The sequence below is a fragment of the Microbacterium sp. genome, assembly GCF_017305435.1.
Lineage (GTDB): Bacteria > Actinomycetota > Actinomycetes > Actinomycetales > Microbacteriaceae > Microbacterium.
This window is the reverse complement of record NZ_JAFKIP010000005.1, coordinates 245,491-266,914: the sequence shown is the minus strand read 5'-3', so window position 1 is coordinate 266,914 and position 21,424 is coordinate 245,491. Positions and strand designations below refer to the sequence as shown.

Genomic DNA, 21,424 nt, shown 5'->3' with positions numbered 1-21,424 from the left:
CTAGGCGAGCGGATGCCGCGGTTAGGATCGGCGCATGCCCGACGACGACGCCCGCCCCCGCGGCAGCTACGCGAAGGGCGTCGCGCGCCGGCAGGAGATCCTCGATCGGGCGATCGAGGTGTTCGCGCAGCGCGGCGGCAGCCGCACGAGCCTCCGCGCGATCGCGCAGGAGGTCGGCGTCACGCACGCGGCCCTCACGCACTACTTCGGTTCGCTCGACGAGCTGCTCGTCGCGGTCTACCGCGAGGCGGCGGCACGTGGCGATGAGGCGGCGGCGCGCGGCGACGAGACGGACGAGCGGGATGCCACGCCGGCCGAGTCGATGCGCCGTGCCGCCGCTGAGAACCGCGAGATCCCGGGGATGGTCGAGCTCTACTCGACGCTCGTCGCCTCGGCGCTCGGCGCGGCGCATCCGGCGGCGCACGCATACGTGACCGAGCGCTTCAGCGCCCTGCGCACCGGTCTCACCGCCGAGGTGACCGAGCTGCAGGCATCCGGCCGGATCCGTGACGACGTCGACCCGAAGCTCGCGGCGGCGCTCATCATCGCGGCATCCGACGGTCTGCAGACCCAGTGGCTGCTCGACCCGTCGGTCGACCACGAAGCCGCTCTCGCGCTCCTCGATCGCCTCCTCGCGCCGCCGTCCTGAGCGGCCCGGTCAGACGAAGCGCACGACCTGCTGCAGACGCGTGCGGATGTCGAACAGCTCGTTGCCGCCGATGTCGCGCGCGCCCGTCAGGCCGCGGCGCAGCACGGTCTGCAGCGCCGAGCGCGCGACGACCGCGACGGGCGTGCCGCGTACTTTGCCGATCTCATCGATCGCCTGCGCGACGTCGTCGTCGGGCAGCACGACGATCACGCCGCTGAAGCGCACGCGGGCTGCGCGTGCGATCGCGCGGGCCCCTGCGACGGTGTCCGCGATCGGCGCGCCGTCGACGCCGTCGCCGATCAGCTCGCCGCGACGCAGCCGCACGGGCGCGCCGAAGTCCTCGCTGAGGATCGCGTAGAGCCCGCTCGGCCCGAGCACGATGTGGTCGAGCTTGCGCCCGCTCTCGTGCGCGTCGACGGCGACGTCGTGCCAGACGGTGTACCCCATTCCGAGCTCCCCCACGGCACGCGCGGTCGCCTCCTCGGCGAGCGCATCGGCCAGGAGGCGCTTGAGCTCGCGCGGAGCCGTCCGCACGAGCGCCGGGTCGTAGGGATCCGGCAGCTCCGCCCCGCGCCCGACCCATTCCCGCATGAGCGTGAGGTAGCGCTCTCGTCGCCAGCCGCCGGGCTGGCCGAACGAGCGCGCTCGAGGCCGCGTGTCGTGCGCCGCGCGCGGTGGGCGCCAGCCACCCCCCTCGTCGGCGGGACCGTACGCGGGGGCGGAGGCGCCGAAGCCGTGGCCGCGGTCATACGCCGCGCGGGCGGATTCCGTCCCGACGAGCTCCCACGCGCGCTGCACCTGCACGAACTGCGCCGCATCGCCGCCGGTGTCGGGGTGGGTCTGACGCAGACGCAGCCGGTAGGCCTTTCGGAGGTCGTCGTCGGGGGCATCGGGCGCGACACCGAGGACCTCGTACGCCGACGCGGACAGCGGCGAGTCGAACACGGTTCAGCCCCAGAGCGGTGTCGGGGGAACGAACGCGAGGGCGTCCGCGCCGATGTCGCCGCCCTCGCCCTGCGCGACGCGGAGCGCCTCGCGAGTGGCCGGACGCCAGGCCGGCGTGCGGTCTTTGTCGACGACCTGCGCGCGGATGCCCTCGGGCAGATCGGGCTGCGTCTGGGCGAACCACAGCACGAGGCCGTACTCCTGGGCGAGCGCGGCGCGCAGATCCGGCAGCGCCCGTGCCGAGCGGACGGCCGCGAGGGTCACCGCGAGCGCTGTCGGCGAGAGCTCATCGAGCGTGTCGGCGGCGGTGGATGCCTCCGGCTCGCTGCGCGCGCGCAGACGCCCGACGATCTCCTCCACGGTGTCGGCGGCGAACGCGTCATCGATCCAGACGCGTGCCGCGGCGAGCCCTGCGGGCGCGGGCGTCTCGTCGAAGAGGAGGACGAGCTCGGCCGGCGTCGCGGGGTCGGCGCGCGTGCGCAGCGCCTCGACGAGGTCGCCGATCCGCTCGCTCGGGACGAGGGCGTCGGCGAAGCCGGCGTAGATCGCGTCCGCGGCATCCATCGTGGCGCCGGTCAGCGCGAGGTACTCGCCGAGCCGACCGGGCGCACGGGCGAGGAGCCACGAACCGCCGACGTCGGGCGTGAACCCGATGCGTGTCTCGGGCATCGCGAGGCGCGAGCGCTCCGTCACGATCCGGACGGCCGCGTGCCCGGCGAGCCCGATCCCGCCGCCCATCGTGACGCCGTCGGCGAGGGCGACGATCGGCTTCGGGTACTCCGCGATGCGGGCGTTCAGGGCGTACTCGGCGCGGAAGAAGTCGGCGGTGAGATCGACGCGCCCCGCGAGGATCTGATCGCGGAGTCCCCGCACATCACCGCCCGCGCACAAACCCCGCTCGCCGGCGCCGTCGAGAAGCACGACGGAGACCTCGGTGTCGCGCTCCCAAGCGTCCAGCGCGTCGGCGAGGAGACCGATCATCGGCGCGTCGAGCGCGTTGATCGCTCGGGGCCGATTCAGCGTCAGGTGCCCGACCCCGTCACCCGTGCGCGCGAGGACGGTCGGTTCGGAGTCGCTTCCCGCGGGGGCGGCAGGGGCGGATGCAGTGCTCACCCGGGCAACGTTACCCGCGCTTTTCCCGGGCGCGGGACGCGCGCACGGCGACGGTTTCCGCCAGGATGGGGAGAACGTTACCGCCGACGAGAGGTCCCCCATGCCCGACGGACACGTCCTCGAATTCACCGACGTGACGAAGCGCTTCGGAGCGGTGCCGGCGGTCGACGCTCTCACCGCACGCGTCGAGCCGGGCACGGTGACGGGATTCCTCGGCCCGAACGGCGCCGGCAAGACGACGAGCCTGCGCATTCTGCTGGGGCTCGTGCGCGCCACATCGGGCGCCGCGACGATCGGCGGCAAGCGCTACGCCGACCTCGCCCATCCCCTGCAGACCGTGGGCGCCGCGCTCGAGGCGTCGAGCTTCCATCCGGGGCGCTCCGCCGTGAACCACCTTCGGGTGTACGCGCGCGCCGCGGGCATCGGGGATCGGCGCGTCGACGACGTGCTCGGTCTCGTCGGCCTCGCCGACGTCGCGGGACGGAAGGTCGGGGGCTTCTCCCTCGGCATGCGCCAGCGGCTCGGGCTCGCGTACACGCTGCTCGGCGACCCGGGCGTGCTGGTCCTGGACGAACCGGCGAACGGGCTGGACCCCGAAGGCATCCGCTGGCTGCGCGGGTTCCTGCGCTCTCTCGCGCAGGAGGGACGGACGGTCCTCGTCTCGTCGCACATGCTCGCCGAGGTGCAGCAGACCGTGTCGGCGCTGCTCATCATCTCCCGCGGCCGCCTCGTCTACCAGGGCGATATGTCGGGACTCACGCAGCCCGGCGACTACACGACCGTGATCGACTCCCCCGACCGGAGCGCGCTCGCGGCAGCGCTCGACGCGGAGGGCGTCGACTACGAACGGGTGCGCACCGGTTTCACGGTCCGCAGCGCCGAGCCCGCACGCCTCGGCGCGATCGCGGCGGACGCCGGCGTCGCGCTGTCGAACCTGCAGCGCAAGGGCCCCGCGCTCGAGGAGGTCTTCCTCGACCTCGTCAACGGCACGCGCGTGCACGCGTCGGTGGCGGAACCCGCACCCGTACCCGAGCCCGCGCCCGCGACCGCGGGCGCGCCCGTATCCGAGCCCACGCCCGAACCCGAGACCGCGCCGGACCCGGCCGCTCCTTCCCCACCCGGGAACGCCACCGCGAGCGATCCGGACGCCGACCTCGACGAGCCGGTGATCGCCCCCGCCGAGGACACCGTCCGCTGGGATGCCGGGCACCCGCGCACCGAGTCCGACGATCACGCCGACGCCTTCTTCGCCCGCTACGACCACACTGCCGACGACACGGCATCCGCCGACACGGCCACCGACGATGCGGAGGAGGGCCGATGAGCCTCGCGCGCGCCACCCGCTCCGAGCTGACGAAGCAGTTCACCACCTCGATCTGGTGGATCCTCGCGCTCATCCTCTTCCTCTACGTCGGCGTGACCGCGGGTGGTCTCGCCGCGACCTTCGGCGCGGTGGCCTCCGGTGTCATCGGCCCCGAGGCGACGAACGGACCGACGCCCACGGGCGACATGCTCGCTCCGATCATCTACAGCCTCGCGACGTCGGTCGGGTACGTCTTTCCGCTCCTCATCGGCACGCTGCTGGTCACAGGAGAGTTCCGGCACAAGACGCTCACGCCCACCTTCCTCGCGACGCCCCGCCGCGGCGTCGCGCTCGGCGGCAAGGTCGTCGCGGGCGTCGTCATGGGGGCGCTCTACGCCGTGCTCGCGATCGTCGCGGCCGTCGCTCCGGGGGCGGGCCTGCTCGCCGCCTTCGGCCTCGGCACACGGCTCGGCGAGGCCGACACGTGGTCGCTCATCGGTCGCATGGTGATCGCACTCGTCCTGTGGGTGCTGATCGGCATCGGCGCGGGGACGCTCATCCGCAACCAGGTCGCCGCGATCGTCGGCGTGCTCGCGTTCACGCAGTTCATCGAACCGATCCTGCGCACCGTCGCGAGCTTCGTCGACGGCCTCGGAGACGTCACGGCCTACCTGCCGGGCGCCGCATCGGACGCGCTCGTCGGGGCGAGCATCTTCACCACCCTGGGTGGGGCGGGCAGCGGCCCGACCCTCGCATGGTGGGGCGGCGGTCTCCTGCTCCTCGCCTACGCGGTCGTCTTCCTCGCGCTCGGCTGGATCTTCAGCTGGCGTCGCGACGTCAGCTGATCGCGGTCGGGCCGTCGCCCGGCACGTCCAGCCGCAGCGCATGCACGAGCGCGAGACCGTGCCTGGTCGTGAGGACCAGGCGGGAGAACGCGGCGTCGTCTTCCAGATCGACGACGACGGCGGGATGCCGACGGCGCACCACGACGAAGTCATCGCCACTCGCCGAGGTCCACGTGCCCATCGCGACGGTGCCGCGCACGAGCGTGCCGGGGCTCGGCACTCCGCGCAGCCACGTCCACGCATCGTCGGTCAGCTGCACCTTGCGGATGTGGGTGCGCTCGACGCGCACGGCGTCGCGGCGGCGGGCGAGCGCACGCTCCACGGGCGAGAGCGCGACTTCCAGCTGGGTCGAATCCAGAAGCAGCGTCACCATCACCTCAGTCTGCCAGCGCCCGCATGCCGCGAAGAGGATGGACCGGCAACGATCCGGTCTCGAGATCTTCCTTCAGCAATACTGAAGGTTTTCCGCTAGAGTGACGACATGCTCCCCGCCGCCATCGTGATCATCACCGCCGCACTCGTCTTCTACAGCATCGGCGTGTGGGCCGAGCGCATCCAGCGCACCCTGCGCTGGTGGCACGCGGGGATGTTCGCGCTCGGGCTCGCGGCCGACACGACCGGCACACTCCTCATGACGCAGATCGCCGCAGACCGGCGAGCAGAGGGCATCGCGGAGAACGCCGCCGGCACGCTCATGGCCTGGAGCGGCACGGCCGCGATCGCCCTGATGGCGGTGCACCTCATCTGGGCGGTGGTGGTCCTGGTCAGGAACCGCGAGAGCGAGAAGCGCGTCTTCCATCGCTTCAGCATCGCCGTGTGGGCGATCTGGCTGATCCCCTACGTCGCGGGCGCCGTCAGCGCGATGGCGAAGTAGCGGACCACGCCGCGGATCAGACCGCGAACTCGTCCGTCGCGTGCGGCAGCGGGAACGTCTGCACGGCCGCGATGAGGCCGTCGACGGTCTGCTCGCGGGCGACGGCGTTGACGCCGAGGCCCGCCCTGCGGGCATCCTTCGCGGTCCGCGGTCCGATGGCCGCGACGATCGTGGATGTCGGGATGTCGGGGAACTGCAGGCGCACCTGCTCGGCGACCGAACCGCTCGTCACGAGGATCGCGTTGATCCGGCCGGTCTCCACATCGTGCGCGATGCGCTCGGTGACGGGCACGCCGACGGTGCGGTACGCGACGACGCTGCGCACGTCGTGCCCCGCATCGGTGAGCCGACGGGTGAGGACGGGCTTCGCGATCTCGCTGCGGAGGGTCAGGATGCGGCGCGGAGCGGGCTCGAGCGCGATGAGCTGGGCGGCCATGCCCGCGGCGGAGTTGTCCTCGTCGGGCACGAGATCGACGCGGTAGCCGACGGCGCTCAGCGCCGCCGCGGTCGTCTCGCCCACGGCGGCGACGCGCGTCCCAGAGGGGATCTGCGCCCGGTAGGCGTACAGCACGTCGACCGTCGTGGCGCTCGTGAGGGTCACCCAGTCGAAGGCGCCGGCGGCGAGGTCGGCGAGCGCGGTCTCGAGCGTCGCCTGGTCGGTCGACGGCGCGAAGTTGATGAGCGGTGCGATCACCGGCACCGCGCCCTGTGCACGCAGGGTCGCCGCCACCGAGTCGCCCCACGGGCCGCCGCGCGGCACGAGCACGCGCCACCCCTTGAGGGGCTTCGCGGCCGCAGCGGCCTGGTGGTGGTGATTCATGCTCGACTTTCGTGGTGCATGGTCGGGCGTACGGAAACGCACGTCCGACCGTGTCGGGCCCGGGACATCGGCGGCTGCGCTGTTCGGGACGGCAGGGTCGGCAGCCTCTGCATCATCGCCACTGCCTGGTACACGAGCATACCCCGCGCACGTCCGCGGCGTCCGGCGTGCACGATGCACGCCAAATGCTCTCGGCGCGACAGCCTGCGATCACCTCGTGCCGATCACCTCGTATAGAGGCGCACGAGCCCCCACACGGCCACCCCGACCGCCACCGCGACACCGGCAACGGCGAGAGCCCCTTCGACGGGCTTGCTCTGCACGAACCCGCGCGCGGTCGACACGGCGCGATCGGTCGCCCGAGTGACGCGCTTGGGAACGTTCGACTTCTCCTCGATCGCGGCGAGCGCCGCCTTGAGCTCCGCGCGCGCCTTCTCGACCGGATCGGTGATCCCGAGGGCGACGGCCGTGCGGGGGACCGGAACCTCAATACTCATCTGCCACGTCCTTCACGATGCGCGCGTCCACGGTGATCGCCTGGACCGGGTTCTCTTTCTTACCGAGCTTCTTGAACCGCTGGATGCCGAGGAGCGCGGTGACCACGATGACCAGGAGGAACACCCCCACCACGATGAGCGCAGCGGCCCAGGCCGGCATCCACGAGGAGAGACCGATGATCGCGAAGGCGCCGAGCGCCGGGATCAGCCAGAACAGGAAGAACAGCGCGACGATGAACCAGACGCCGCCGAGGCCCGCCTGCTTGCCCGCGCTCTTGGCCCACGCCTTCGCCGAGTCGATCTCGGCCATGACGAGGTTCTTGACGAGCTCCGGGATCTCGCCGAGCAGCGTGAACAGACTGTCGTCGGCCCGATCGCGGAATCCGCGGGGCGTGCTCATCTCAGGAGCCCGTCGTCTTGCGCGTCGTCGTCGTCTTCTTCGCCGCCGTCGTGGCCTTCCCCGCACTCGACTTCGCGTCGGCGACGGCCTTGTCAGCGGCCTTCTCCACCGCCGCAGCGGTCTCCTCCGCGCCGCGGACGACACCCGGCTGCGCGTCTTTGCCTGCCTTGATCGCGGCATCCAGCTTCTGCCCCGGCGTGCCGTTCTTGGTGGCGGCCTTCGTGATCTTCACGGCGCCGTCCCACAGTGCGCTCGGGAGGGCGAGAGCCGCGGTCTTGCCTGCCTCGGTGACCTTCCCGACCTGCTTCTGCACGGGTGCCGTGTTCCAGACCTTGAGGAACCCCGATTTGATCTGTTCGTAGCGCTCCCGGCCGGCGCGGGTGCCCAGCACATATCCCGCAGCGAGCCCGACGACGATGCCGATCTTGCCTCTCATGGTGCTCCTCACGGTGGAAATACAGTGGCGTCCGTCCCAGGGTAACGCTGTATGCCGATTCCGGCATCCACGGTTGCCCCCCGCGACGACGTCTGGTAGCCGACCACCGCGACGGACGGCGTCAGTCGTGCTCGGGCGGCGCCGACACGAGCTGGGCGGTGACGAGTCCGCGCTCGCGACTGACGATCTGCGCGCGCCCCGGCACCGAAGGGACGGGCTTGAGGCGGCCGATCAGTGCACCCTCCTCGGGATTGCCGCCGAGCAGGATGCCGGTGGCGCCCAGGTCGGTGAACCGCTGGATGATCGGGTCGTACGCCGCACGACTCGCGCCGCCGGTGCGGCGGGTGAGGATCACGTGCAGGCCGAGGTCAGCGGCTTGCGCGAGCAGGGGCTGCAGCGGCACCAGGGGGTTTCCCTGGCTCGTCGCGACGAGGTCGTAGTCGTCGACGAGGATGAAGCCCTCCGCGCCCTTCCACCAACTGCGGTCGCGCAGCTGCGCCGGGGTGACGTCGGGCCCCGGGATGCGGCCCGCGAAGAATCCGGCGAGGTCGTTCATGCCGCCCGTCGCGAGCTCGTGCGAGGTGAGGTAGGCGCCGAGGTACTCCTGGGGGATGTCTCCGAGGAGAGACCGCCGATAGTCCACGACGAAGATCTTGGCCTCGTTGGGCGCGTAGAGACGGGTGATCTCTCGCACGATCCCGCGGAGGAACGACGATTTGCCCATGCCCGCGTCGCCGTAGAGGTAGAGGTGCGACTCCTGGCGGGGATCGATGCCGAACGGCGCGAGGGCCGCCTCGTCGACGCCCAGCAGGATCCGCCCACGGAGCTCTCCGTCCCCCGCGTCGGCGACGGTGCGCACCTCGTCCAGGCTGATGAGCTCCGGCAGGAGGCGCAGCTTGGGGCCGGTCGGGCCCGTCCAGGCCTCCGCGACGCGCGCGACCATGTCGTCGATGCCGTCGACCAGGTGCGCGGCATCCCGCGTCCCGTCGATGCGCGGCACGGCCGCCAGCATGTGGAGCTTGCTGCTCGACAGACCGCGCCCGGGCGCACCGGCCGGCACGTTCGCCGCCTGCTTGCGGTCGATCTCGGAGTCGCTCGGATCTCCCAGGCGCAGCTCGATGCGGGTCTGGATGAGGTCCTTGAGACCCGCGCGGATCTCGAGCCACCGGTTCGCGGTGACGACGACGTGGATGCCGAAGCTCAGGCCCCGCGCGGCGAGCGTCTGCACGCGCGGCTCGAGCGCGTCGTACTCCGTGCGCAGCGTCGCCATGCCGTCCACGATGAGGAAGACGTCGCCGTACCCGTCGTCGACGAGTCCCTGCGCACGGCGCGTGCGGTACGTGTCGATCGAGTCGATGCCGTGGGCACGGAAGTACTGCTCGCGCGCATCGAGCACGGCCTCGACCTGGGCGACGGTGCGGCGGACGGCCTCGGCCTCGGTGCGCATCGCGACACCGGCGATGTGCGGGTGGCTCTGCATGCCGGCGAAGCTGCCGCCGCCGAAGTCGAGCACGAAGAACTGCACCTCGAGCGGGGTCGCGGTGAGCGCGAGCGCCGACACGAGCGTCCGCGCGAGCGTGGACTTGCCGCTGAGCGGCCCCCCGACGATGGCGACGTGGCCCGCCGCGCCTCCGAGGGAGACGGTCAGCCGCTCGCGACGCTGCTCGAGCGGCACGTCGACGATCCCGAGCGGCACGGTGAGCGCGCCCGCCGCCCGCCACGCCTCGGAGACGAGCCCGAGTTCGGGCACGACGGCGAGGTCGGGCATGAGGGCGTCGAGCGACGCCGGGTCGGAGAGCGGCGGCAGCCAGACCTGGTGCGCGGCGGGACCGTGGCCCGACATCCGGTCGACGGCGATCTGGAACGTGGTCGCGTCGTCGGGCTCGGCCGCAGGCACCGTCTCAGCCGGTGCGGAGTCGGCCAGTGGCGCGGCATCCCCCTCGTCGAGGGGCTGGAAGCGGGCCGTGAACAGCTCGACGTCGGAGGCCCGCCCGGCACCGCCCTGCCCGGCGGAGGCGCCGATAGCGCGCCGCCGCGTCTTCGGCGCGCCCGAGACGTACGCTGCGCGGAACTGGACCAGGTTGTCGGTGTCGGCCTTGAGGAAGCCGACACCGGGCTCCTGCGGCAGGGTGTACGCGTCGGGCACGCCGAGCACCGTCCGCGATTCGGCCGCCGAGAACGTGCGCAGGCCGATCCGGTAGGAGAGGTACGTGTCGAGGCCGCGGAGCTTCCCCTCCTCGAGACGCTGGGATGCCAGCAGCAGGTGCACCTGGAGCGAGCGCCCCACGCGGCCGATGTTGATGAAGCTGTCGACGAACTCGGGCTTGGCGGCGAGGAGCTCGGAGAACTCGTCCGCGACGATCAGGAGCGCGGGCAGCGGCTCGAGGTCGGTGCGGCCGCCCTTGCGCGCCTTCTCGTAGTCGGAGACGCTGGCGAAGTTGCCCGCGGAGCGCAGCAGCTCCTGACGGCGCACGACCTCGCCCTGCAGCGCGTCCTGGAACCGGTCGACGAGCGCGAGCTCGCTGCCGAGGTTCGTGATGATCGCCGACACGTGCGGCATCCCGGCCATGCCGGCGAACGTCGCGCCGCCCTTGAAGTCGACGAGCACGAAGTTGAGCTGCTCGGGCGAGTGGGTGAGGGCGAGCGCGAGGACGAGGGTGCGCAGCACCTCTGACTTGCCCGAGCCGGTCGCGCCGATGAGCACGCCGTGGGGGCCCATGCCCTGCTGCGCCGACTCCTTGAGGTCGAGGACGAGGGGGGCGCCCGCGGTGTCCTGCCCGATCGGCACGCGCAGGCGATCGCGTTCGAGGCGACCGGCCCACGAGCGCGCGAAGTCGATCTCGCGGATGTCCGGCAGCCCGAGCAGATCGACGAGCTCGCGTTGGGTCTGGGCGCCGGATGCCGCGCCCGTGTCGGCCACGGCGGGGCCCGAGCGCAGCGGCAGCAGACGGCGGGCGGTCGCCTCCGCTTCGGCGATCGACATCGTGTCGGGGGTGAAGATCTGCACCTGCTCGGCGAGGTCGATGATCTCCGCCTTCGCGGCATCCGCCCCTGCCGCACCTGCGCTCGGCAGCGCGATGCGCAGCGTGCCGTAGTCGCTGAGCTCGCCCCAGCGATCGGGGAGGTCGATGAGGGTGACGCCGAGCATGCCGTCGGCTCCGACGAGCGGATGGCCGGCCGGCAGCGTCACGCCGTCGGCGACGATCACGATGTGCGGGGTCGGCGCCGTGCCGCGTCCGAACCGGGGGCGCTCGCGCAGCTCGGCCGGCAGGAGGTCTTCGAGGCGGTCGAGCGACGAGCCGATCATCCGCACCGCGCCGAGGCGATCGTCCGCTCGCGGGGACTGGGTGTGCGGCAGCCACTTCGCCCACTCCCAGTACGCGAGCCGATCCTCCGCGGCGAGCACCGCGATCTGCACGCTGTCGGGGTCGTGCAGGGTCGCGACACCGGCGAGGATCGCGCGAGCGAGGGCGCGCACCGACTCCTCCTCGCCGCCCGTGATCTCGATGCGCCCGTAGTCGTCGAGACGCACCGACGCCGGCAGCGCGGGTTGGATCTCGTGCGTCAGCATGAACCGGTGCGCGGCGGACGCCGCGACGGGGTCGAGCTGGGCGAGGGGCGGCAGCTCGGGTGCCTCGAGCGTGACGCACAGCGGCTGGTCGGAGACGCCGACGCGCGCGAGGAGGTAGGTGTCCTCCCCCGGCGCGCGCTCCCACACTCGGGTGCGCTCCTCGGCGAGGAAGGCCAGCGTGCTAGGCGAGGGGCTCACCCAGTTGCCGTGGCGGCGCTGTTGCCGAGCCGCCGTACGCACGGTCTTGCGCAGGTCGGAGAGGTACGCGAGGTACTCGCGGCGGTTGCCGAGCACCTGGGCGTTGCGCTGCGAGCGCTGCCGCCAGCCGTTGACCGCCACGAAGCCGAGCGAGGAGAGCAGGAACATGCCGCCGGTGATGTAGCCGGCGGGCCCGGTGTTGGTCAACGAGATCATGACGATCGAGCCCACCGAGCCGATCATCGGCAGCAGGGAGGTGAGGATGCCGCCGGCGCCGTCGTTCGGCACGAGCTCGGGCGGCGGCTGCACCATCAGCTTTCCGCTCGGCACGCGCGGCGGCGCCAGCCGGGGTCCCTTCGTCACGACGTCCCTCCCACGAGCCTGCTGATGCTGAAGACGCGGTCTCCGATGCGCACGCGACTGCCGTCCTCCACCTCGGTGCGCACGCCCGCCGCGAGCGGCGTCGCGCGCCCGGCCTCGTCGAGCAGGTCGGTGCCGTTGGTCGAGCCGTTGTCGGTCACCCAGACACCGCTCTCGAGGTGCTCGAGCCGCGCGTGTGTGCGGGACAGGCTCAGATCCTTCCCGCGCACGCGCACGAGGATGTCGCCGGGCTCGAAGGCCTCGGGGTTGCGGCCGAGGTTGACCGCGGCCGCAAGCGGCACGGTCTCCTGCTGGCCCGTGTCGAACGTCAGCACGAGGATCGCCGCGCCGTCCTCCGCGGGACGGGGTGCCGCGCGCCGGATCGCGCCTCGGCTCTCGGGCGCGGCGCTCGGCCCGCCCGGCGCGTCGCCGGCGGCGAGCCCGCGCCGGCGGGGGCCGGGGGCGTCGAGAGGCGCAGCGTCGGCGGAGGCATCCGTCGACGGAGTCGAGCGGCGGCGCAGACGCGGTGGCTCTGCAGCGTCGCCGTCGATCGGGAGGACGGCGGGAGCGGGCGGGAGCACGGGCGCTGCCGGGTTGACGGCGCCGGCGGCGGCCGGTGACGAACCCGGCTCGTCGGGCTCCGTCGCGTCCGGGGACGTCTGCGGCGCCGTGATCTCCGACGGAGAGGTGATCTCGGTCGGGATCGCGGTGTCGGCGACGGCGATGTCGGCGTCCACCGTCGACGTGTGCGCAGGCGGCGCGTCCTCGCTGACGCGCTCGACGCGGCGGCGCCCTCCGGCGGCGGCGCCCGATGTCGGGCCGGCCGAGGCCGCCGGTGCGACGGGCGGCGCGGCGGGCGCGGTCTCCTCTCCGACGACGACCGGTGCGGCGAGGAGTGCGGGGGCCGGGGCGGCGGTCTTCTCGCGCCTGTCGCGCGGCACCGAGACGACGACGGTGCCGGCGGCACGGTCCGCGATGGATTGCCGTCCCGCCGTGTCCCACGCGGACGATGCCGCGACGGCCCAGGCGCCTGCGCCGACGACGAGGCCGCCCGCAGCGGTCACGGCGCCGCGGATCAGCGCGGGGACGGCTCCCGGCGAGAATGGCGCCTCCACGCGTGACACGCGGAGGCTCATCAGCCATGCTCCGAGGCTCGTGCCCGCACGCGCCTGCAGGATCCACAGGATGCCGAGCACCTGCACCGCAGCGACGATGCCGAGGAGCAGCGAGTGCGCGAGCAGCCCGGTGGCCGCGGCGACGACGGCCACGACCGCCATGTCGATCGAGAAGGAGGCGACGCGGCGACCCGCGGGAGCGAGCGTGCCCACGAACTCGGGGCCGAGGCCCGGTGCGGACCGTTCGGGCGCGATCCCGGTGAGGGGGGATGCCTCGGCATCCGCCGTTCGAGTCCCACCGGGCGCAGGCAGGGCATCGACGAGGGCAGCTGTGGCGAGCGGCCGATCGCGGCGCAGACCCTCGGGCACCTCGGCGATGACGCTGCCGGCGCTCGCGACGCCGCGCGGGTTGAACCTGCCCATCTGCGGGTTCTGCGCGAGTCCGCAATAGAGGCACGTCGACGCCCCGGCCACGAGGGCCTGGCCGCAGTTCCAGCAGCGCACCGCACCGCCTGTCGCCTGCACCGTCATCCGCCCATCATCCCTCGCAGCACACCGATCGTATCGGCGGCGAGAAGGCCTGCTGGGAGCGCCAGCACGACGGCGAGCCACTCGAACACGTCGCCGACCCTCGACCAGACGAGGGATCGCGCTCCCCGGCCCACCGGCACAATGGCTGCGGCGATCGCGATCCCGAGCAGCAGGGCGGCGCCCGCGAGCATCGTGAGGAAGAAGGGGCCGGCCGCGCGCAGGGCCGCGGCGAGGGCGACGGCCACGACGACGAGGGCCGCGGCGCGCGGCATCCAGTGCAGCGCCGGCGCCGACGAACGGCGGGCGCCCAGGAGGAGCGCGAGCACGACGCAGACGGCGAGCGCGATCCGCCCGGCGAAGACGAGCGGCGACGACGGGTCCAAGCTCGGCAGTGCGAACGCAGCCGTCACGGCGGCGACGATGCTGAGCAGTGCGGTGCCGCCGCGCAGGCGCGCTGACGCGCGGCCGACGAGCTCGTGGGCGGCAGCGCTCTCGATCGGCCCGACCTCGGCGGGGAGCTGCTGGCGCACCGCCCAGCGCGACGTCTGGAACCGGCGGTACTCGATGAACGTCCCCGGCGCGACATCGATCAGCGTCGTCGGGAGAGCGCGCAGCGCGACCGGGACGGCGCCGAGGGCGAGGGATGCCGGGGCGGCGGACGGCAGATCGAGGGCCAAGGCGAGCCCCCACACCGCGGCGAGCGCCAGAAGGATGAGTGTGATCGTGCCGAGCTCGGCGCGCACGACCCCGACGCGGGCGACGACGGCGAGGAGGCCCGCCAGCACCGCGGCCGTGCAGAGGCCCGTGAAGACGGCGAGCAGTCCCGTCGCGGCGGGCAGAGGAGGAACGGCGACGGCGCCGGCGCCGAAGGCGAGTGCGAGGGGGCCGGATGCCGCGGCGGCGCCGAGGTTCCTGTGCGCGCCGGTCCGCCCGGGTGAACCTGCGGGAGTGCCCGCTCGGCGCGACCACACGGTGGCGCTCGCGACGGCGCCGCCCGCCGCGATGAGAGTCAGCACGAGCCGCAGCGCCGCGTCGATGGCCGTCGGGGCGAGGAGGGCGATCGTCGCGAGGAGGCCGCCCGCGCCCGCGAGGATCCACCAGACGGATGCCGCGGGCGCGGCATCCCCGCGTGTCGGCTCCGCGCCGTCGGGGACCGTGCGCTCGAGGCGCTCCGTCAGGTCGACGAGGGCGAGCACCGCCCCGTCGGTGAGCTCAGCGGCGCGCCGATCGGCCGGGACCTCGATACCTCCGGGCCCGACGAGGAGCCGACGACCCGGCTCCAGTTCCACGCCGATCGCGCGGAGCGCGTCGGCGAGCGTGGTGCCGGGCGCGAGCGCCAATTCGTGCCGCCCGTCACCGTCGAGCACGGCGACGCGCCGACGCGTCGTCACCTCGCTCGTAGCCACCCGTCGATCCTCGCATGCGCACACGCCGAACGCCGAGTGCTCCCGCCTCGGCATCCGTTGCACGCCAGCCCTCGTCGCTCCGATCAGAGGAAGAAGAGCGCGTCGGTGAACTTGCCTGGCGTCGTGACCTCGACAGCCGGCTCGGCCATGGCCGCGGCGATCCGATCACGCACCAGCTCCACGAGTCCGTCGATCGTCGACGGTATCCACGGTTCACGCGGAGACTCGGCGAGTTGCTCGATCACCACGAGCGGCGTCACGCCGTCCGGAGCAGTCGACACGCTCAGCGTCCGCACCAAGATCTGCGGAGGCAACACCACCTCACGCTCCCCCGGGTGCGCAGAGAACGCAGCGATGTCCCGCCCCGTCTTGCTCAAGAACGCGGCGATCACCGGCGCCGAGAAGTTCTCGGTCGCGACGCGGGGGTCGACGCTCGTCGCGATGACGCCGTTCGTCATGCGCGCACGACTGATCTCGGGCACCTCGGCAAGCCCGTGAAACACGACCCCGCTGAACGCGGGCAACTTCTCCAACGCACGGAGAAAGCCTGCCGCCGCCTCCGCTGGGTCACGCATGGAATCGGATGCCGTCATCGCCCCTCATTCTCCCTACTGCCCGCTCGACGCGCCTCGAACTCCCGCCACCAGAGGACCTGACCCCAGATCCACGCGCACGCAGCCTCCTCGGACGGAAACGCCAGTGGCGTCTTGCCGTCATCCGCCTTCGCGATCGACACCCCACCGCGCTCATCTCCCTGGTACACCTCGAACGCTCCGGTGCCGCGGCGGACCAGGCTGTAGCTGGTCGGCAGCGGCCTCCCGTCATCCGGGTGGGAGAGCGTGTACGCGAGCCAATCGGCGGTGGCCCCCGGGAGACCGAGCAGACACTCCTGCAGCTGTGAGTAGTTCATGACGATCGCGGCCCATCCGCCGGCGTCTCACCCTCTGGGCCTCCCGAGGGTCGGAGCTGCCACTGGCGAACGCGTTCCTCCCACCGTGCCGTGACATCAGCAGAAGCCAGACGATCACGCTCGGCCTGCTCAGCACTGACCTCGGGCGCCGGAGTTCGGGCAGCGCGGATGATCTGCCACGCCCACTCGCACGCCGCAGACTCGTCGGCGAAGACACGCCGATGTCCCGGCGCATCCTCCACCGGGACGATCCGGTCACGCATATCACCCTCTGTCGCCGTGAACGTGCCATCGGGGCCCGGAATCAGGCTCACCATCGCCGCGGAGGGCTCACCCCACGAAAGGTAATACCCGACCCCGACCCCATCGGGCGGGATGACGGAGCGGATTCGTTCAACAAGCTCCGCGCGATTCAACATCCACCTCCCCGTCACGACCATCGCGACTAAGTCCCGTTAGCTTCGCCCTGCCGACCGGTCAGGTACTCCTCGAGTCGACGCCGTTGATCCTCAGCGCTGCGCAGAGCCCGCCCATCGTACGCTTCGGTACGCGGCGACGTCGGCGCGCGCGCGTCGAGAATGACGGACCATGCCCAGTCGCATGCGGCAGCTTCGTCCGCGAACACCAGCAGGCGCCCGCCAGGGCCGGGGAAGGGCTCGATCTTCTCCCGATTGTCGCCGCGCGTCGCCGTCACGGTGCCGTCCCGGCGCGGGACGAGGGTGAGAAACGCCGTCGTCGGCACGCCATCGGCAGCCCACTGAAAGAGGTACTGCCACGAGTTCGCGAGGCCCGGAAGCGCCGCCACCCGAGTGGTCAATTCGTTGTGATCCACGTTCCCGCTTTCCCGTTAGGTGGCCTTGATGTATCCGTCGGAGATCCACCGGTTGATTCCTCCGGGGAAGTAATACTGCACGCCACCGCCAGACTGCTGGAAATCAGGGGCGATCCATCCCGCCTGGACCTCGGGCGGGAGCGGCTTGACGATCTCGAGCTGGTGGTGGCCAAAGGCCGGCGACAGCCGGTCGGGCGGCAGACTCTGGGTCGGAAATGCAGTGCCGATCGGGGAGGTGAACTCACCTGGGTCGAGGTGCGGCGGCACAGGGGATAGTCGATCGATGACATCGCCAGGTTGGAGTACGACGTCGGCAGGAATGATCGGCCGCGTGGTGTCAAACCCGTTGGCGCCAGGCCAGTGCCATTCCGCGTAGCCGGTGGGAGAAAACTGCTTCAAATGCGTGTCGATGAACTCCGTCCCCGACAGATCGCCGAACGGCTTGTAGCCGGGGATCGCGGCGTCGTCCGCCCATTGCTGCATGTCGCGGATCAGTTGGTTCCTCCGCGGGTCCAGGCGGCGAACGCCCGGCAGCCCGGCAACCGTCTCGATGTGCGGATGCGCCGCGGACCGCGCGCCCTTCAGCGTCTTCTCCAGCAGGTCGCTCAGCTTCGAGAAGAGTGCCTTGAGCGAGTCGAGGTGCTTCGCGAGGTTGCGGATCGCGTCGATGACCTTCGTCACGTATTTGCCGACGCGCGCCGACAACGAAGCGACGCGAGTGGTCACCTGCCCGACGATCACGGGTGTCGCAAGACCGAGGGTGAACACAGCCTCCGCGGCCCAGGAGATCACCGAACCGACCAGCTGGGCGATCGTGTCCCGCACCAGATCGTGGATGATCTGCACGATCGTCGACGCGATCTGCAGGCCCACGCCCATCGCCTCGGCCCACTGGCCCGCCGCGTGCAGGTGCGCCGCGGCATCCGTCTGGAACCGGCGATACGCGTCCATCGCCTCGCCGGCGAGCTCGTCCACATCACCCAGGATGCGGACGAGCTCGTCACCCGTGCCGTGCATCTGGACCGCGATGTTGCTCCAGGTCTGCGCGAAGCCCGCCACCTCGCCTGCGTCCCCGGCGAAATCGTTCAACCAGCCCTTGAGCGGATCGAAGTGGTCCATCAACCATCCCAGGCCCGCCCCGATCAGCGACCCCAGGGGATCCACGACGGCTGCCGCCGTGTCGAGGGCCACCGAGACCCCGGCGATGCCACCCTCGATCCAGTTGCCCGAGCTGATGGCATCCGCCAGCTGCGCGCCCGAATCCAACAGACCGGCACCCGAGAACGGGGTCGCCGTGTCGACGGGACCCGCGACGAGGGGATTGCCCACCGGCGTCAGTCCGCGTCGGAGGCGAGCGGCACGATCTCGTCGACGGTCTGATCGCGCTCGCCGGCGAGCGCCGCCTCCGAGCGAGGACCGTACTCGATCTCATCCTCGATCGACGGCGCGATCGCACCGGCAAGTCCACGCCCGCGGCGTCGCTTCTCGGCACTCCCGCGACCGGATGCCGCGCCGCCGGCACGCACACCCGCGGCACCCTGCGCGCCCGCCCGGCCCGCCGACTCCGCACCGACACCACCCGGACGACCGGCGCCGCGGCCCGCAGAACCGGCGGCGTCCGCCGGCCCGCGCGTGACGCCGTCGGCGTCGACGAGCCCGGCCTTCCCGCCCGCGACGCGACCCGTGCCCCGCCCGCGGCCGCCGGCACGCGTGCCCGACCGCTCCGACGCGGCACCCGCACCGGCGCGACCGCCTCCGCCGAGAAGGCCTCCCGAGCCGGCGCGCGGCCCCGAGGCCGCCGCACCGCGGCCCGCGCCCGCAGCCGCGTTCGCTCCCGGCGTGCCGGTCAGGCCTCCCGCAGCGACACCCTTGCCGGCGCCGCCGCTAAGGGCTCCGAACGACCCCAGCGCACCCTTCGCACCGAGCCCGAGAACGGCAGCGGCCCCCGCGCCCGCAGCGAGCGTGTTCGACCCACCCAGCAGGCCGCCCGAGCCGCCGAGACCGCCCACCGACGCACCGCCCGCACCCACCAGGCCCGACGAGCCGTGATCCGTCGGGCCCTGCGGCCACGGTCCGGGCTCAGTCGGGATGATCGTGCTCCCTGGAGGCGGCACCGTGCCGGGCGTCACGATCGACACTCCGGGACGCTGACCGGCGGACGAGATCGGGTCGACGTCGTAGTCGGGGTAGCTCGAGAATCCGCCGTCGGGGGATCCCTGCCGCGGGCCACCTCCGCCAGAGTCACGGTTGAACACGGTCGATGAACCGTCGACCTCGACCTCGGTGGGGAGGTCGATCTGTGCGAGGTCGGCGCTGGCCTCGCGCACGGCTTTCTTCGCGGCCGCTTCGCGCATGGCCGCCTTCGCGGCATCCCCGTTGTTCATAGCCGCAACACCGGCGACGAGCGAGAAGGGGCCCAGGAAGATGGTCGACCCCGCCGCCGCGGCACCGATGAGGGCGCGCTCGCCCCAGCTCAGCTCACCGTCGGGCAGCTCCGCGAGGGCGCCCTGGGCTCGCGTGCGGACGACATTCGCCTTCTCCGTCGCTTTGTGCACGGCATCGGCAGTGGCGATGATCGCATCGGCGCGCTTCGCGGCCTCGTCGAGGCTCGCCGTGGCGGCCGTGCCGGAGTCTCCCACGAGGCCGGGGTCAGAAGCGGCGCGCGACAACGATCCGCGCAACGCGTCCAGATTCGAGGTGAGCTCCTCATGCGAAGGCAGGGCCCAATCGCGCCCCCCGTGGGCCAGATTGTCCAGCCGACTCTCCCATGCACCGCTCATCGCGCGCCCCCCTTCGTTTCTGCACCGCTCGCCTGTGCACCCTGCTTGCGGCGGGTCACGGCGATGACGGTGATGATCGCGCCGGCGAGCACCACCGCGCCCACGCCGCCGAGGATCCAACCCAACGGGGATGCCGCGCCCGCCTGATCCGGTGCCGAGGCTTCGCCGCCCGGAGCGGGTGCCGGTGAAGAGGCACCCGCAGACGGGGTCGGCGTCGAGACCTGCGCGACCGTGGGCTGACCGTAGGTCTTGTCCATCAGCGGATTCTCGTCCGGGTACTGCGTCGGATCGACCGCGAGGATGTGCCGCAGGGATGCCGGGCCGTACCCGTAGCCGCCCGTGGTGTCACGCTCGAGAGGATGGTCCTCCGTGCGCGTGTTGTGGATCAGCGACTGGATGAGCTGGTTCGCCGTGGCATCCGGGTACTTCTGTTTGGCGGCCGCGAGGATGCCGGCGACCATCGGAGTCGCGGACGAGGACCCCCACGCGATCCGCCACTCGTCCCACGCGACGATCGAGATCTCGGCGCCGGGCGCGACGACGGTCACTTCGGGTTGGACGTTGGTGTTCCCGGCATTGGTGGTGAGGAGATCGCCGTTCCTATCGAACCCGTTGACGGAAACTACCCCGTTCATGCCCGCGGGAAAATCGCCCTGGCCGGGCTCATTAGGCACGCCGGCGACGAAGATGACTCCGGCCTTGAGGGCGCGCGCCACCGCCGCGGCGTCGTCGTCGGTGGCACTCTTATTGACCACCGACATCGTGACGATGTCTGCGCCGGCCGCGACCGCGGCATCCAGAGCGAGCGCCCAGCCCGAGCGGTCATCCTCGAGGTTGCGGCAGAGCGCGTAGTCGTCGCCGAGCGCGTAGAACGTCACATCGGCCGCGGGAACGATCCCCTTCACGGCGCCGTTGCCTTCGCCGTTGCCCACGAGGAGCGCCGTCACGCTGCTCCCATGGACCGACGCATCGGTGACCTCCGTCGTGGTGGCCTCCTGGTCGCACACGGGAGGTGCGACAGTCACCGACGCGCTGGAGAACACCGGCAGCTGATCGTTGATCTTCTGATCGATCACCGCGATCTTCACGCCAGCGCCGTTCCAGCCCTCCGCCTGTACCTCGGCGACGCCGTACTTCTGATACCACCAGTTGCCGTCGACCTCCGCGGTCGCGGCGACAGCAGCGGGCGCCAGCGCGATCGAGGCGACGAGGGAGAGAGCGAGCGCGGGAACACCGCGACGCAACGAGCGCGGAAGCGTCACAGGGCGTCCCCGCCCGAGGCCTTCCGCCCGGCCCCGCCGTCACTCACCGAGGTCGGCGACGGCTGCTGGCTCTCCGCGGCCGCCGGCTGCGCGTCGGCCTGGGCGGAGAGGAAGGTCTGGCTGGCCTGCACGTCCTGATGCGTCGTGTCGGCGGCGGTGTTGTCGATCACCGCGGTCACGGAGGAGAGCACCGAGGCGGAGGCGTCATCCGCCTCGCGGAGATCCTGCGCGGCCTGGCGCAGGGCGTCGGCGTTCTGCTTCACGACGGCGCGCACCGCATCCGTGTGCTGCCCGATCATCGTCGCGGCATCCTTCAGGCGCTGCAGGAACTCGTTCGACGCGGGCTCGGCGCCGTCGCCGTGGACGAGCGCGATCACGTCGCCGGCCGGCACGAGGTCGCCGCCCTCGGTCAGGCGGGCGTGGTGGCTCTCGGCGACGTCCTCTTCGATCGCGATGCGGTACGCGGGCATGGTCGTTCTCCTGAGGGGAATGCGGGTGAGCCGGGGATGACCCCGATCCGAATGATGGTGGGCCGGCCGGCGGGACACCCCGCGCGCCGGCCCACTATCGAGTCGAT

21 protein-coding genes are annotated in these 21,424 nt (G+C 72.1%); 4 read left to right on the top strand and 17 right to left on the bottom strand.

Annotated features, from left to right (window positions below; all coding sequences use genetic code 11):
• Positions 1 to 34: 34 nt before the first annotated feature.
• Positions 35 to 649 carry a TetR/AcrR family transcriptional regulator gene (locus tag J0I43_RS09785; protein ID WP_292862686.1) on the top strand — a complete coding sequence of 205 codons (615 nt, stop codon included), beginning with the start codon at positions 35 to 37 and terminating at the stop codon, positions 647 to 649.
• A 9-nt stretch (positions 650 to 658) separates the two neighbouring features.
• Here the strand turns inward: J0I43_RS09785 and J0I43_RS09780 are convergent, their stop codons facing one another.
• Positions 659 to 1,594, bottom strand: coding sequence for a DnaJ domain-containing protein (locus J0I43_RS09780; RefSeq protein WP_292862684.1), 936 nt, complete (start codon positions 1,592 to 1,594; stop codon positions 659 to 661).
• A 3-nt stretch (positions 1,595 to 1,597) separates the two neighbouring features.
• A complete protein-coding gene (locus tag J0I43_RS09775; RefSeq protein WP_292862682.1) occupies positions 1,598 to 2,707 on the bottom strand; it encodes an enoyl-CoA hydratase/isomerase family protein in 1,110 nt (369 codons plus the stop codon).
• 100 nt (positions 2,708 to 2,807) lie between these two features.
• Between J0I43_RS09775 and J0I43_RS09770 the strand changes: the two genes are divergently transcribed.
• Positions 2,808 to 4,031, top strand: a complete 1,224-nt coding sequence (locus J0I43_RS09770; protein ID WP_292862680.1) for an ATP-binding cassette domain-containing protein — start codon at positions 2,808 to 2,810, stop codon at positions 4,029 to 4,031.
• Positions 4,028 to 4,855 (top strand): ABC transporter permease, encoded by an 828-nt coding sequence (locus J0I43_RS09765; protein ID WP_292862678.1) that lies wholly within the window; start codon positions 4,028 to 4,030, stop codon positions 4,853 to 4,855. Before J0I43_RS09770 ends, J0I43_RS09765 begins: the two co-directional genes overlap by 4 nt.
• Here J0I43_RS09765 and J0I43_RS09760 read toward each other — a convergent pair.
• Positions 4,848 to 5,228 carry a hypothetical protein gene (locus J0I43_RS09760; protein WP_292862676.1) on the bottom strand — a complete coding sequence of 127 codons (381 nt, stop codon included), beginning with the start codon at positions 5,226 to 5,228 and terminating at the stop codon, positions 4,848 to 4,850. The two genes, J0I43_RS09765 and J0I43_RS09760, sit on opposite strands and share 8 nt — an antisense overlap.
• Positions 5,229 to 5,336: 108 nt before the next feature.
• On the opposite strand from J0I43_RS09760, the gene J0I43_RS09755 reads away from it, so the two are divergent.
• Entirely contained in the window at positions 5,337 to 5,729 is a 393-nt protein-coding gene (locus tag J0I43_RS09755; protein ID WP_292862674.1) for an HsmA family protein, read from the top strand.
• 16 nt (positions 5,730 to 5,745) lie between these two features.
• On the opposite strand, the gene J0I43_RS09750 is transcribed toward J0I43_RS09755, so the two are convergent.
• The 14 genes from J0I43_RS09750 to J0I43_RS09685 form a co-directional block, all read right to left on the bottom strand.
• On the bottom strand, positions 5,746 to 6,549 hold the full coding sequence (locus J0I43_RS09750; RefSeq protein ID WP_292862672.1) for a uroporphyrinogen-III synthase: 804 nt from the start codon (positions 6,547 to 6,549) through the stop codon (positions 5,746 to 5,748).
• 224 nt (positions 6,550 to 6,773) lie between these two features.
• Positions 6,774 to 7,046 carry a hypothetical protein gene (locus J0I43_RS09745; RefSeq protein ID WP_292862670.1) on the bottom strand — a complete coding sequence of 91 codons (273 nt, stop codon included), beginning with the start codon at positions 7,044 to 7,046 and terminating at the stop codon, positions 6,774 to 6,776.
• Positions 7,036 to 7,446 carry a phage holin family protein gene (locus J0I43_RS09740; RefSeq protein ID WP_292862668.1) on the bottom strand — a complete coding sequence of 137 codons (411 nt, stop codon included), beginning with the start codon at positions 7,444 to 7,446 and terminating at the stop codon, positions 7,036 to 7,038. The genes J0I43_RS09745 and J0I43_RS09740 overlap by 11 nt, the downstream gene beginning before the upstream one ends.
• Position 7,447: 1 nt before the next feature.
• On the bottom strand, positions 7,448 to 7,882 hold the full coding sequence (locus J0I43_RS09735) for a hypothetical protein (protein ID WP_292862666.1): 435 nt from the start codon (positions 7,880 to 7,882) through the stop codon (positions 7,448 to 7,450).
• A 121-nt stretch (positions 7,883 to 8,003) separates the two neighbouring features.
• Complete coding sequence (gene eccCa / locus J0I43_RS09730; protein WP_292862664.1) at positions 8,004 to 12,014, bottom strand: type VII secretion protein EccCa; 4,011 nt, start codon at positions 12,012 to 12,014, stop codon at positions 8,004 to 8,006.
• Positions 12,011 to 13,657: an FHA domain-containing protein gene (locus J0I43_RS09725; RefSeq protein WP_292862662.1), complete on the bottom strand. Its 1,647-nt coding sequence runs from the start codon at positions 13,655 to 13,657 to the stop codon at positions 12,011 to 12,013. Before J0I43_RS09725 ends, eccCa begins: the two co-directional genes overlap by 4 nt.
• Positions 13,654 to 15,063 carry a hypothetical protein gene (locus J0I43_RS09720; RefSeq protein ID WP_292862660.1) on the bottom strand — a complete coding sequence of 470 codons (1,410 nt, stop codon included), beginning with the start codon at positions 15,061 to 15,063 and terminating at the stop codon, positions 13,654 to 13,656. The genes J0I43_RS09725 and J0I43_RS09720 overlap by 4 nt, the downstream gene beginning before the upstream one ends.
• 83 nt (positions 15,064 to 15,146) lie before the next feature.
• Positions 15,147 to 15,656 (bottom strand): hypothetical protein, encoded by a 510-nt coding sequence (locus J0I43_RS09715; protein ID WP_292862658.1) that lies wholly within the window; start codon positions 15,654 to 15,656, stop codon positions 15,147 to 15,149.
• Positions 15,653 to 15,973: a hypothetical protein gene (locus J0I43_RS09710; RefSeq protein ID WP_292862655.1), complete on the bottom strand. Its 321-nt coding sequence runs from the start codon at positions 15,971 to 15,973 to the stop codon at positions 15,653 to 15,655. The genes J0I43_RS09715 and J0I43_RS09710 overlap by 4 nt, the downstream gene beginning before the upstream one ends.
• Positions 15,974 to 16,418: 445 nt before the next feature.
• A complete protein-coding gene (locus tag J0I43_RS09705; protein WP_292862652.1) occupies positions 16,419 to 16,805 on the bottom strand; it encodes a hypothetical protein in 387 nt (128 codons plus the stop codon).
• 15 nt (positions 16,806 to 16,820) lie between these two features.
• The gene (locus J0I43_RS09700; RefSeq protein WP_292862649.1) at positions 16,821 to 17,996 is read right to left on the bottom strand and encodes a glycohydrolase toxin TNT-related protein; all 1,176 of its coding nucleotides are present in this window, start codon (positions 17,994 to 17,996) and stop codon (positions 16,821 to 16,823) included.
• Between the two features lie 143 nt (positions 17,997 to 18,139).
• Complete coding sequence (locus J0I43_RS09695) at positions 18,140 to 19,585, bottom strand: hypothetical protein (protein ID WP_292862646.1); 1,446 nt, start codon at positions 19,583 to 19,585, stop codon at positions 18,140 to 18,142.
• Positions 19,582 to 20,847 (bottom strand): S8/S53 family peptidase, encoded by a 1,266-nt coding sequence (locus J0I43_RS09690; RefSeq protein WP_292862643.1) that lies wholly within the window; start codon positions 20,845 to 20,847, stop codon positions 19,582 to 19,584. The genes J0I43_RS09695 and J0I43_RS09690 overlap by 4 nt, the downstream gene beginning before the upstream one ends.
• A complete protein-coding gene (locus J0I43_RS09685; RefSeq protein WP_292862640.1) occupies positions 20,844 to 21,317 on the bottom strand; it encodes a hypothetical protein in 474 nt (157 codons plus the stop codon). The genes J0I43_RS09690 and J0I43_RS09685 overlap by 4 nt, the downstream gene beginning before the upstream one ends.
• Between the last annotated feature and the right edge of the window lie 107 nt (positions 21,318 to 21,424).

Excerpts from the sequence above, each read along its gene's own strand:
- J0I43_RS09785 (WP_292862686.1), top strand. The coding sequence starts at position 35 with ATGCCCGACGACGACGCCCGCCCCCGCGGCAGCTACGCGAAGGGCGTC.
- J0I43_RS09770 (WP_292862680.1), top strand. The coding sequence starts at position 2,808 with ATGCCCGACGGACACGTCCTCGAATTCACCGACGTGACGAAGCGCTTC.
- J0I43_RS09765 (WP_292862678.1), top strand. The coding sequence starts at position 4,028 with ATGAGCCTCGCGCGCGCCACCCGCTCCGAGCTGACGAAGCAGTTCACC.
- J0I43_RS09760 (WP_292862676.1), bottom strand. The coding sequence starts at position 5,228 with ATGGTGACGCTGCTTCTGGATTCGACCCAGCTGGAAGTCGCGCTCTCG.
- J0I43_RS09755 (WP_292862674.1), top strand. The coding sequence starts at position 5,337 with ATGCTCCCCGCCGCCATCGTGATCATCACCGCCGCACTCGTCTTCTAC.
- J0I43_RS09750 (WP_292862672.1), bottom strand. The coding sequence starts at position 6,549 with ATGAATCACCACCACCAGGCCGCTGCGGCCGCGAAGCCCCTCAAGGGG.
- J0I43_RS09745 (WP_292862670.1), bottom strand. The coding sequence starts at position 7,046 with ATGAGTATTGAGGTTCCGGTCCCCCGCACGGCCGTCGCCCTCGGGATC.
- J0I43_RS09740 (WP_292862668.1), bottom strand. The coding sequence starts at position 7,446 with ATGAGCACGCCCCGCGGATTCCGCGATCGGGCCGACGACAGTCTGTTC.
- J0I43_RS09735 (WP_292862666.1), bottom strand. The coding sequence starts at position 7,882 with ATGAGAGGCAAGATCGGCATCGTCGTCGGGCTCGCTGCGGGATATGTG.
- J0I43_RS09725 (WP_292862662.1), bottom strand. The coding sequence starts at position 13,657 with ATGACGGTGCAGGCGACAGGCGGTGCGGTGCGCTGCTGGAACTGCGGC.
- J0I43_RS09715 (WP_292862658.1), bottom strand. The coding sequence starts at position 15,656 with ATGACGGCATCCGATTCCATGCGTGACCCAGCGGAGGCGGCGGCAGGC.
- J0I43_RS09710 (WP_292862655.1), bottom strand. The coding sequence starts at position 15,973 with ATGAACTACTCACAGCTGCAGGAGTGTCTGCTCGGTCTCCCGGGGGCC.
- J0I43_RS09695 (WP_292862646.1), bottom strand. The coding sequence starts at position 19,585 with ATGAGCGGTGCATGGGAGAGTCGGCTGGACAATCTGGCCCACGGGGGG.
- J0I43_RS09685 (WP_292862640.1), bottom strand. The coding sequence starts at position 21,317 with ATGCCCGCGTACCGCATCGCGATCGAAGAGGACGTCGCCGAGAGCCAC.